Source organism: Streptomyces sp. NPDC093111 (assembly GCF_040683955.1).
GTDB lineage: Bacteria > Actinomycetota > Actinomycetes > Streptomycetales > Streptomycetaceae > Streptomyces.
Genome location: NZ_JBFBNW010000019.1, coordinates 1 through 11,098, shown reverse-complemented (window position 1 = coordinate 11,098; position 11,098 = coordinate 1). Strand labels below are relative to the sequence as shown.

At 73.1% G+C, this 11,098-nt stretch carries 10 protein-coding genes; 6 read left to right on the top strand and 4 right to left on the bottom strand.

Going from position 1 to position 11,098, the window contains the following annotated elements; all coding sequences use genetic code 11:
• Positions 1–375: 375 nt before the first annotated feature.
• Positions 376–1,158, top strand: coding sequence for a hypothetical protein (locus AB0Q96_RS29545; RefSeq protein ID WP_365330715.1), 783 nt, complete (start codon positions 376–378; stop codon positions 1,156–1,158).
• 175 nt (positions 1,159–1,333) lie between these two features.
• On the opposite strand, the gene AB0Q96_RS29540 is transcribed toward AB0Q96_RS29545, so the two are convergent.
• Positions 1,334–1,786, bottom strand: a complete 453-nt coding sequence (locus tag AB0Q96_RS29540; protein WP_365330714.1) for a MarR family transcriptional regulator — start codon at positions 1,784–1,786, stop codon at positions 1,334–1,336.
• Positions 1,787–2,041: 255 nt separating this feature from the next.
• Between AB0Q96_RS29540 and AB0Q96_RS29535 the strand changes: the two genes are divergently transcribed.
• Positions 2,042–2,878, top strand: coding sequence for a lysozyme (locus AB0Q96_RS29535; protein WP_365330712.1), 837 nt, complete (start codon positions 2,042–2,044; stop codon positions 2,876–2,878).
• Between the two features lie 250 nt (positions 2,879–3,128).
• Entirely contained in the window at positions 3,129–4,013 is an 885-nt protein-coding gene (locus tag AB0Q96_RS29530) for a lytic polysaccharide monooxygenase (RefSeq protein ID WP_365330710.1), read from the top strand.
• 43 nt (positions 4,014–4,056) lie between these two features.
• On the opposite strand, the gene AB0Q96_RS29525 is transcribed toward AB0Q96_RS29530, so the two are convergent.
• Positions 4,057–4,638 (bottom strand): DUF4240 domain-containing protein, encoded by a 582-nt coding sequence (locus AB0Q96_RS29525; protein WP_365330708.1) that lies wholly within the window; start codon positions 4,636–4,638, stop codon positions 4,057–4,059.
• A 93-nt stretch (positions 4,639–4,731) separates the two neighbouring features.
• The gene (lon, locus tag AB0Q96_RS29520) at positions 4,732–7,152 is read right to left on the bottom strand and encodes an endopeptidase La (protein WP_365330706.1); all 2,421 of its coding nucleotides are present in this window, start codon (positions 7,150–7,152) and stop codon (positions 4,732–4,734) included.
• Between the two features lie 130 nt (positions 7,153–7,282).
• On the opposite strand from lon, the gene AB0Q96_RS29515 reads away from it, so the two are divergent.
• Both AB0Q96_RS29515 and AB0Q96_RS29510 read left to right on the top strand, forming a co-directional pair.
• Positions 7,283–7,918, top strand: a complete 636-nt coding sequence (locus AB0Q96_RS29515) for a GNAT family N-acetyltransferase (protein ID WP_365330705.1) — start codon at positions 7,283–7,285, stop codon at positions 7,916–7,918.
• A 46-nt stretch (positions 7,919–7,964) separates the two neighbouring features.
• Complete coding sequence (locus AB0Q96_RS29510) at positions 7,965–8,441, top strand: hypothetical protein (RefSeq protein WP_365330703.1); 477 nt, start codon at positions 7,965–7,967, stop codon at positions 8,439–8,441.
• Here AB0Q96_RS29510 and AB0Q96_RS29505 read toward each other — a convergent pair.
• Positions 8,438–9,082: a TetR/AcrR family transcriptional regulator gene (locus AB0Q96_RS29505; protein WP_365330701.1), complete on the bottom strand. Its 645-nt coding sequence runs from the start codon at positions 9,080–9,082 to the stop codon at positions 8,438–8,440. The genes AB0Q96_RS29510 and AB0Q96_RS29505 overlap by 4 nt on opposite strands.
• Positions 9,083–9,216: 134 nt before the next feature.
• On the opposite strand from AB0Q96_RS29505, the gene AB0Q96_RS29500 reads away from it, so the two are divergent.
• The gene (locus AB0Q96_RS29500) at positions 9,217–10,962 is read left to right on the top strand and encodes a glycoside hydrolase family 3 N-terminal domain-containing protein (protein WP_365330922.1); all 1,746 of its coding nucleotides are present in this window, start codon (positions 9,217–9,219) and stop codon (positions 10,960–10,962) included.
• Positions 10,963–11,098: the final 136 nt, after the last annotated feature.

Sequence of the window (11,098 nt, the reverse complement as noted above, 5' to 3'; positions counted from 1 at the left end):
CATTCTTGATCGTCCGCCCATGAAGCAGAGGTGACGACCGGTCACATGTCGAGAGCCCCCACCCCTGGTGTGTCTTCCGACCATTTCAGCGGTTCTGGTCAAGGGACTCGCATCGGCCGCTCCGCCACCCGAACGAGTGAACAACATGCATGAGTTGGCGAACAACTCCTCCCGGTGGGCTCCGGGGCGCCGGACTTACCCCCGGTTGGATCTTCCGCGCGGCCTTTGGCAGGATGCCCGCCCGCAGCTTCCCGGACCTTGCCGTTCCGGGATTCCGGCCCCGCCAGGCCCCTTTGGTACAGGCCAGATCCGGGCGTCTGGAGGCACTGTGAAGGAGTGATGCAGGGCGGGCCCGCCGGGGGCAGACTGGGGATCATGCGCACCGAAGCGGTCACCCTCCCCGGCAGTCCCGAACGGCCCAACGAGGACTGGGCCGCCGCAGCCCTGCCCGCCTCGGGCGCGGGCGGCACGGTCGTGGTCCTCGACGGGGTGACGCCGCCGGAGGGCGACGCCGGTTGTGTGCACACGGTGCCCTGGTTCACCGCGCGGCTGGGCGGCGCTTTGACGGAACTGTCCGCTTCGCGCCGCGATCTGACGCTGGCGGAGATCCTCGGCTCCGCAATCCGGCGCACCGCGGACGCTCACTGGAGCACCTGTGACCTTTCTCACGTGCGTACTCCGCAGGCGACGGTGGCCATGGCGCGCTGGGACGGGACGACGGTGGAGCACCTCGTCCTGTCGGACGCGGCGCTGCTCCTCCGCTCCCCGGACGGCGCGGTACGGGCGGTGCTCGACGACCGGCTGGACCGCGTCCCGAAGGAGGTGCTGCGCTCGCTGGAGGCGACGGACCGGCTGCGCAACCGGGAGGGCGGCTTCTTCACGGCGGCGGCCGATCCCTCGGTGGCCGCGCGGGCGGTGACCGGCACGACGCCGCGCGCCGAGGTCCGGGCCCTGGCGGCGCTGACGGACGGGGCGACCCGCTGGGTGGAGCTGTTCGGCGAGGGCGACTGGGCGGACTGCTTCGGGGTGCTGGACCGGGAGGGGGCGCAGGGCCTGCTGCGGCGGGTGCGGGCCCTGGAGGCCGCCGACGCCGAGGCCGGCGGGGTCCACCGCTGGAAGCTGCACGACGACGCGACGGCCGTGTACGTAGAGCTCTGACGGCCGTATGCGCGGAGCGCTGACGACCGTATCCGCGGAACTCCGACGGCCGTACGCACGGGGCTCCGGGGCCCGCCGTCGGCCGTGCGCGCGGAGTTCCGACGGCCGTGCGCGCGGAGCTCCAGGTCCCGCCGTCGGCCGCGTCCGTTCCGGCGCGGTGGGACCGCGCCGGGGGTCAGCCCTCCGAGCGCACGTTGAAGTGGTGCAGCAGCCGGGCCAGTTCGGCGACCTCGGAGCGGTCCCAGTCGGCCAGCTTGCGCACGTACCGCTCGCGGCGGGCGTCCCGGACGCTGCGGAAGCGGCCCTGGCCCTCCTCCGTCAGGCGGACCAGCGAGGCGCGGCCGTCGGCGGGGTCGGGGTCGCGGGCGACCAGGCCGAGCTGTTCGAGGGCGCGCAGCTGGCGGCTCATCGTGGCCTTGCCGACGCCGAAGTAGCCGGCCAGGTCGGTGGCGCGCTGGGGTCCGGCGTCGTCGAGCCGTACGAACAGGCCGTAGGCGGCGGGCTCCAGTTCGGGGTGCACCTCGCGGGCCATCTCGCCGGACTGGGCCCGGGCGCGGCGCAGGAAGACCGCCAGTTCGCGCTCCAGGGCGAGGAACTCCTGGTCCACGCCGCTCCCGCCCTTGGACACGGATTCACTCCCCGTACCGCTTCCGTGCACGTCAGCACCCCTCACGCGCTTTCCGCTCGCTGAAAGTTTCTTCCGTCCGCGGCCATCGCCGCAGCTCCCCCAGTATTTCGCAGGCGTAGACCAACGGCAGCGGTCGGGCCCTCTTCCGCCGGGCGGGTCTACGTGCGTAGCGTCTCATCCAAGCGTCTTCGCTGACATGTCCACACCAGGACTCGTCGACCCCGCTCCCCCCACCGAGCCTTTCGGAGGCACGCAATGCGTGTGCACAGATCCGGGACGTCCCTCGCGGGCGCCGCCCTCGCGGCCCTGACCCTCCTCCTCCCCCTCACCCTCGCCGGCCCCGCCGCCGCGGCCCAGGACCCGGGCGCCCGACAGGTGCCCGCCCGCGGCTCCGCCTTCATGGGCATGGGCGTGGCCGCGCACGACGGCCAGGGCGCCAAGCCCGCTGGCCTCTCGATCCAGGCCGCCCAGACCGAGGGCGTGGACGTGTCCAGCCACAACGGCAACGTGGACTGGGGAACCCTGTGGAACAGCGGGGTGAGGTGGGCCTACGTCAAGGCGACGGAGGGCACGTACTACAAGAACACCTCCTTCACGCAGCAGTACAACGGCTCGTACAACGTGGGCATGATCCGCGGGACGTACCACTTCGCGACCCCCGACACGACGACGGGCGCGGCCCAGGCCGACTACTTCGTGAACAACGGCGGCGGCTGGTCCAAGGACGGCCGGACGCTGCCGGGCGCGCTGGACATCGAGTGGAACCCGTACGGGGCGACCTGCTACGGCAAGACCCAGGCCGGGATGGTGGCCTGGATCAGGGACTTCCTCGACCGGTACAAGTACCGCACCGGCCGGGACGCGGTGATCTACACGGCGACGAGCTGGTGGACCCAGTGCACCGGCAACTACGGCGGCTTCGCCTCGGCCAACCCGCTGTGGGTCGCGCGGTACGCCTCCGACGTCGGCACCCTGCCGGCCGGCTGGGGCTACTACACGATGTGGCAGTACACGTCGTCCGGCCCCACGGTCGGCGACCACAACCACTTCAACGGGGACTACTCGCGGGTGCAGGCGCTCGCGAACGGCTGACGGCGCGGGGCGGCGGGCCTCCCGGGTGTGCGGCGGCGCACCCGGGAGGCCCGCCGCTTTCGCGTGCCCCCGCCTCCCGGTCCACCCGCTTCCCCTCGCCTCCCCGCTTCCCGGCTTTCTCGGGCACACCCCTTGCCCATTGGTATGGACCAATGCGACCCTCGGTGGGCCGCGGACGAGCCGCAACTCGCCCGCACCGTGCGCACGTTGCTCGTCCCGTACTCCCCCACGCACGAGAGAGAGCTCCGCCATGCCCCGCATCACGACCTCCCGCTCCCGCCGCGCCGCCGCCGCGACCGCGCTCACCGCCGCCGTGCTCGTCCCCCTCACACCGTCCGCCGCGAGCGCGCACGGCGCCGTGTTCAACCCCGTCAGCAGGGTCGCCGCCTGTTACGCGGAAGGCCCGGAGACGCCCAAGTCGCAGGTGTGCAAGGACCTCGTCGCCGACTCCGGCACCCAGCCGCTCTACGACTGGAACGAGGTCAACATCGCCAACGCCGACGGGCAGCACAAGACGCTGATCCCGGACGGCAAGCTCTGCTCGGCCAACCGCGCGAAGTACCGCGCCCTGGACTGGGCCCGCACCGACTGGCCGGCCACCGCCGTCGCCTCCGGCGCCTTCGGCTTCAAGATCCGCGCCACGGCGGCGCACTCCGGCACGATGACGATGTACATCACCAAGCAGGGCTTCGACCCCACCCAGCCCCTGAAGTGGTCCGACCTCGACACCGCGCCGGTCGCCGTCTACAACACCACCCGCACGGCCACCGACGGCTACTACGCCTTCAACGGCACCCTCCCGGCGCGCTCCGGCCGCCACATCGTCTACATGGTGTGGCAGCGCAACGACAGCCCCGAGGCCTTCTACAGCTGCTCGGACGTCACCTTCGGCTCCGCCGCCGCCACCACGGCCCTGAAGGCCGAGGCCCCGACCGAGGCCGAACTCGCCGCGGGCGCCCAGCTCTCCACCGTCAGCCACAAGGGCCACGGCGGCGACGAGCAGCCCCCCGCCCTCTCCGCCGAGACCGCCGAGACCCCCGCCTCCCCGCTCCCGCTCGCCCTCGCGGGCGCCGGCGCGCTGGCCGCCTTCGGTGCGGGCAGCATCCTGCTGGCCCGGCGCCGGAACGAGTCCTGAGCCGAGGCCACCAGGTCCCGCCCGGCCGTCCGCCGGGCGGGACCTACCCCAGATCGGCCCGGGCCGGGAAGAGCGCGGCCAGCTCGGGTATCGCGTCCTCGTCCAGGGGCTCCTCGCGCGGCGGCGCCTCGGGGTCCGGGGCGTCGTCGCCCTCGGCCGCGTCGAGCGCGTCGTAGAAGGCGTCCCCCTCGTCGGCCACCCCCGTCAGCTCCTCGTAGGCGTCCGCCGCCACGTAGTCCAGCAGCTCCCACTCGGGCCACTCCTCCTCCTCGCTCCAGGAGGCGGGGCCCCGCCCCGCGAGCCGCAGCACCTCGGGCACGACCGCCAGGCTGTCGGGGGACGCCAGGGCCTCCTCGAAGACCTCGCGCCCCAAGGTCACCAGCCACAGCCGGAAGTAGTGGAACCCGTCGTCGGTGCACCAGCCGCTCAGGATCCGCTGGGCCGCCGACCACAGATCGGCCCGGTAGGCCCGGTGACAGGCGGCCCCCAGCTCCACCTGGAACGCCACGCACTCCTCCGCCGGCCCCCGCGCCAGCTCCCCCCGCAGCCAGTCCAGCCGTTCGTCCCGCGACCCCGGCCGGTGCCGCAGCTCCCCCATCAGCGCCCAGAAGGCCTTCTCGTCCATACCCCGCAGCATCGCAGCCGGCACTGACAACGGCGGTGGGGCGCCCTCCACTTGGAAGGGCGCCCCACCGCCGTACACCGGGAGACGCGGCCGTCAGGCCGCCGCGCCCACCGCGACCTGGGCCGGGGCGAGGGCGATCTCCAGGACCTGCCGGACATCCGTCACCGGGTGGACCTCCAGCTTCTCCAGGATCTCGGCCGGGACGTCGTCCAGGTCGGCCTCGTTCCGCTTGGGGATCACGACCGTCGTGATGCCCGCCCGGTGGGCGGCGAGCAGCTTCTGCTTCAGGCCGCCGATCGGGAGCACCCGGCCGGTCAGGGACACCTCGCCGGTCATCGCGACGTCCGTGCGGACCAGCCGGCCCGACAGGAGCGAGGCGAGGGCGGTGGTCATCGTGATGCCCGCGCTCGGCCCGTCCTTCGGGACCGCGCCCGCCGGGAAGTGGATGTGCACGCCGCGGTCCTTGAGGCCGGTGACGGGCAGTTCCAGTTCCGCGCCGTGCGAGCGGAGGAAGGAGAGCGCGATCTGCGCGGACTCCTTCATCACGTCGCCCAGCTGTCCGGTGAGGGTGAGCCCCGCCGCGCCCGTCTCCGGGTCGGCCAGCGAGGCCTCGACGAAGAGCACGTCGCCGCCCGCCCCGGTCACGGCGAGACCGGTGGCGACGCCGGGCACCGAGGTGCGGCGCTCGGCCGGGTCCTGCGCCGACTCCGGCACGTGGTGCGGGCGCCCGATGAGGCCGCGCAGCTCGTGCGGGCCGATGGTGAACGGCAGCTCCCGGTCGCCCAGTTCGTGCTGGGCGGCCACCTTGCGCAGCAGTCGGGCGAGGGACCGCTCCAGGGTGCGGACGCCCGCCTCGCGGGTGTACTCGCCGGCCAGCCTGCGCAGCGCCGCCTCCTCCAGGACGACCTCGCCGGGCTCCAGACCCGCCTTCTCCAGCTGCCGGGGCAGCAGGTGGTCGCGGGCGATGACGACCTTCTCGTCCTCGGTGTAGCCGTCGAGCCGGACGAGCTCCATGCGGTCGAGCAGCGCCTCGGGGATGGCTTCGAGCACGTTGGCGGTGGCGAGGAACACCACGTCGGACAGGTCGAGCTCGACCTCCAGGTAGTGGTCCCGGAAGGTGTGGTTCTGCGCGGGGTCGAGGACCTCCAGGAGGGCCGCCGCCGGGTCGCCCCGGTAGTCGGAGCCGACCTTGTCGATCTCGTCGAGCAGCACCACCGGGTTCATGGACCCGGCCTCCTTGATGGCGCGGACGATCCGGCCGGGCAGCGCGCCCACGTACGTGCGCCGGTGGCCGCGGATCTCGGCCTCGTCGCGGACGCCGCCGAGGGCGACCCGGACGAACTCACGGCCCATCGCGTGCGCGACGGACTCGCCCAGCGAGGTCTTGCCGACGCCGGGCGGGCCGACGAGCGCGAGCACGGCGCCGCCGCGGCGCCCGCCGACGACCCCGAGGCCCCGCTCGGCGCGCCGCTTGCGGACCGCCAGGTACTCGGTGATCCGCTCCTTCACGTCCTCCAGGCCGGCGTGCTCGGCGTCGAGCACGGCCTTGGCGCCCCGGATGTCGTACGCGTCCTCCGTCCGCTCGTTCCACGGCAGTTCGAGGACCGTGTCGAGCCAGGTCCTGATCCAGGAGCCCTCGGGCGACTGGTCGCTCGACCGCTCCAGCTTCTCGACCTCCTTGAGGGCGGCCTCGCGGACCTTCTCCGGGAGGTCGGCGGCCTCCACGCGGGCCCGGTAGTCGTCGGACTCCTCGGCCCCGTCCTTGGTGGAATCGCCGTTGAGCTCGCGGAGTTCCTTGCGGACGGCTTCGAGCTGGCGGCGCAGCAGGAACTCGCGCTGCTGCTTGTCGACGCCCTCCTGGACGTCCTTGGCGATGGTCTCGGCGACGTCCTGCTCGGCCAGGTGCTCGCGGAGCTGGGCGGTGGCCAGCTTGAGGCGGGCGACCGGGTCGGCGGTCTCCAGGAGCGCGACCCGCTGTTCGACGGTGAGGAAGGGCGAGTAGCCGGAGTTGTCGGCGAGGGCGCCGACGCCGTCGATCTGCTGGACGCGGTCGACGACCTGCCAGGCGCCGCGCTTCTTGAGCCAGGTGGTGGCCAGCGCCTTGTACTCCTTGACCAGTTCGGTCACGGAGCCGGGCAGCGGGTCGGGCAGGGGCTCCTCGACGACGGCGCCCTCGACCCACAGGGCCCCGCCGGGGCCGGTCGTACCGGCGCCGATGCGGACCCGGCCGCGTCCGCGGACGAGCGCGCCGGGGTCGCCGTCGGAGAGCCGCCCGACCTGCTCGACGGTGCCGAGCACGCCGGTCGCGGCGTAGGTGCCGTCCACCCGGGGCACGAGCAGCACGCGCGGCTTGCCCGTCCCGCCGCGGGCGGCGGCCTGGGCGGCCTCGACGGCGGCGCGGACGTCGTTGTCGGACAGGTCCAGCGGCACCACCATTCCGGGCAGCACGACCTCGTCGTCGAGCGGCAGCACAGGCAGAGTGAGCGGCGCGGTCTCCATGGACTCAGAAGCCATGATCTCCCCTTCGGCAGTCAAGTTGAGCTATGTGGACTCAATGCACGTGAGCCGAGGAATGTTCCCCTCCGACTGTTCGCTCTGAGCGATCACCCTCACACGCCCCGCGAACAGCAGCTGTAATACCCCCATGGACACTGCATCTATTACCTCCGCCTGGGTCTCCGGTTGGACCGTCTCCCGCGGCACCGAGCCCGCCGTCGTCGAACCCTGGGGCTACCGGATCCACGTCGGACTGCCCGAGCACCCCTTCCGGCACGTGCTGCCGCACCCGGACGCGACGTGCGTGGGCACGCTGTGCGCCGGGATCACCGAGCCGTACGCGTGGCTCAAGGTGATGGCGGCGCCCGAGGAGGTGGCGCGGTGGATCACCGACGACTGGACCATCCCGGACGACCCGGGCTTCATGATGACCAAGAAGCTGGACCCGGCGGCCCGGCCCGCGCCCCCGGACGGCTACGCGCGGACGACGGAGACCAAGGACGGCGTGATCCGGGTCCGGATCCTCACCCCGGACGGCACGCTCGCCGCGCGGGGGCAGATCGCGCCGACCGGGGAGACCGCCGTCGCCGACCAGATCGAGACGGACGCCGCCCACCGCCGCCGGGGCCTCGGCGCCAACGTGATGCGCACCCTGGAGGCCGCCGCCGCACAGGCGGGCGCGGAGACCGGCGTCCTGGCGGCGACCACCGACGGGATGGCGCTGTACGACTCGCTCGACTGGTACTACCGGGGGCCGCTGACCGGCATCGTCCGCGCGGCTTGAGGCGTTCCGGCTGCGCGGCGGGGGCCGAGCGGGCATGCTCGGCTCCATGGAGAAGAGGTACGGTGCCGCGGTCCTGCTGGCCGCGGTGATCACCGTGACGGGCTGCGGCCAGGCCCCGGCGGCCCCCGCCACCACCCCGGCGACCGCGCCGCCCACCGCGGACACCGGGCAGCCGGCCCCGCGGGACGTCCTGGTCGAGGTGGCGGTCACCGGCGGCTTCGCCGGCGTCGACAACCGGCTGGTCGTGAAGTACGACGGCACCTACACCACGGTCACCGGCGCCAAGTCGCCGAAGAGCGGCCGGATGGCCCCGGCCGAGGTCGCCGAGCTGCGGTCCGCGCTGGAGGACCCGGCGTACGCGGCGGTCCCGGCCCGCCCGACCGGCAGCCCGATCGCCGACGGCTTCCAGTACTCCCTGACGTACGCCCACCGGACGGTGATCGCGGGCGACGGCGCACGCCCGCCCGCCCTGGACCGCGTCTTCAAGGCCCTCCCGGACGGCGGCCCGCCGACGGGACGCTAGACCGCGTCCACGGCCCTGATCTCCTCGTACTGGCGCCGCAGGAAGTCCCTTACCCGCCCCGGCATGTCCAGGGCCCCGGGGTCGAGCGCCCACTGGATCTGGAGCCCGTCCATGACGGCGAGCTGCTCCCTGCCGACGGCCTCGCAGTCGATGCCGGCGCGCAGTTCACCGCGCTCGACGCAGGCTTCCAGGAGTTCGACGGTGTGCCGGAGGACGCGCGCGTACCGCTCCTTGAAGTACGCGTGGGCGGGGTGTCCGAGGTTGCCGGACTCGCCGACGAGGACGTTGAACATGCGCACGATGCCGGGCCGCCGGGTGTTGTCCTCGATCAGGCCGACGAGCGTGTCGACGTACGCCGCGTAGGACTCCGGCTCCTCACTGAAGAGCCGCTCCACGTCGTGCTCCTCGCTCTGCGCGAGCACGGAGAGGAGCAGGTCCTCCTTGCCGCGGAAGTGATGGAGGAGCCCGCCCTGGGTGATGCCGCAGTCGGCGGCGATCCGGGCGAGCGAGGAGGCGTGGAAACCCCAGCGCCCGAAGTGCTCGACGGCGGTGTCCAGGATCTTCAGCCGCCGCGCGTCACCGACCGCGTAGCTGCCCCGGCCTGCGCTCTTGCGCCCCGACCGCCCCTCGTTCTCCGCCATGCGGCCACCCTAACGAAGCGGGACGACCCCACCCCTCACCCTGTGACCCACGCCACACCGCACAAACCTAGTAGGTACTCGGTTTTCGCGTTTAGCCTGGCCGTCCGATCAGCGACGCAAGAGCAGGTATGGACATGCACCCCTACCAGGACCCCTCCCGGCCGGTCGCCGAGCGCGTCGAGGACCTCCTCGCCCGCATGACCCTGGAGGAGAAGGCCGGCCAGCTCTTCCACTCCATGCTGATGATGAACCCGGACGGCACCCCGGTGACCGAGACGGACGGCTCGATGCTGGAGTGCACGACCCCGGAGCTCATCGAGGGCCGCGGGCTCACCCACTTCAACCTGCTCGGCAGCTACGGCGCCCGCGAGATGGCGCTGTGGCACAACGCGATCCAGGAGATGGCCGCCGGCACCCGGCTCGGCATCCCGGTGTCGCTCTCCACGGACCCCCGGCACGCGTTCACCGACAACATCGGCGCCTCCTTCAACTCCGGCGCCTTCTCCGCCTGGCCCGAGGCGCTCGGCCTCGCCGCGATCCGCGACCCCGAACTGGTCTTCCGCTTCGCCGACACGGTGCGCCGCGAGTACCTGTCGGTCGGCTTCCGCACCGCGCTGCACCCGCAGATCGACCTGGCCACCGAGCCCCGCTGGTCCCGCCAGTCCGGCACCTTCGGCTCCGACGCCGCCCTCACCGGCGAACTCGTCCGCGCCTACGTCCTCGGCCTCCAGGGCGAGGAGCTCGGCCGGGACTCCGTCGCCGCGATGGTCAAGCACTTCCCGGGCGGCGGCCCGCAGAAGGACGGCGAGGACCCGCACTTCCCGCACGGCAAGGAGCAGATCTACCCCGGCGGGCTGCGCGACCACCACCTGGAGCCGTTCAAGGCCGCCATCGCCGCCGGCTGCTCGCAGATGATGCCGTACTACGGCCAGCCCGTCGGCACCGACTGGGAGGAGGTCGGCTTCGGCTTCAACCGGGGCGTCATCCAGGGCCTCCTGCGCGACGAGCTCGGCTTCACCGGCATCGTCTGCACCGACTGGGGCCTGCTCAACGACAGCGAGATCTTCGGCGAGCACCACGAGGCACGCGCCTGGGGCGTGGAGCACCTGAGCGTGGCCGAGCGGGCGGCGAAGGCCCTGGACGCGGGCGCGGACCAGTTCGGCGGCGAGGAGTGCCCGGAGGTCATCGTCGAGCTGGTGGCCTCGGGCCGCGTCGCCGAGTCCCGCGTCGACGCCTCCGTACGGCGCCTGCTGCACGAGAAGTTCACCCTCGGCCTCTTCGACGAGCGCCGGTACGTCGACCCCGACGAGGCCGAGGAGACCGTCGGCCGCGCCGACTTCACGGCCCTGGGCGCGGCGGCGCAGCGCCGCTCCCTCACGGTCCTCACCGACGGCCCGCTGCCCCTCGCGGGCCGGCCGAAGCTGTACGTGGAGGGCGTCGACCCCGCCGCGGCGGCGGCGTACGGCGAGACGGTGGCGACCCCGGCGGAGGCGGACCTGGCGATCCTCCGCCTGCGCACCCCGTTCGAGGACCGCCCGAACAAGTTCGAGTCGTTCTTCCACTCGGGCTCGCTGGCCTTCCCCGACGCCGAGCTGGCCGGCATCCTCGCCCTCCTCAAGACGACCCCCACGGTGGTGTGCGTCAACCTGGAGCGCCCGGCCGTCCTCCCGGAGATCGCGGAGCACGCGGCGGCCCTGATCGCCGACTACGGGGCGAGCGACGAGGCCCTGCTGGACGTGGCCTTCGGCCGGGCGAAGCCGGAGGGCCGCCTCCCCTTCGAGCTGCCGCGCTCCATGGCGGCCGTGGCGGCCTCCCGCCCCGACGTCCCGAACGACACGGAGGACCCGGTCTTCCCGTACGGCCACGGCCTGGAGCTCTAGACGGCGGGGAGGGCGCCGGTGCCGGAGCGGGGGTAGGGGGTGTCCGGACGTGGTGGCGCCCGTAACGAGCGCAGCGAAGTGAAGGTCGCAGTCCGGACACCCCCCCCCCCCCCCGGGGCACCGGCGGAGCGGAAGA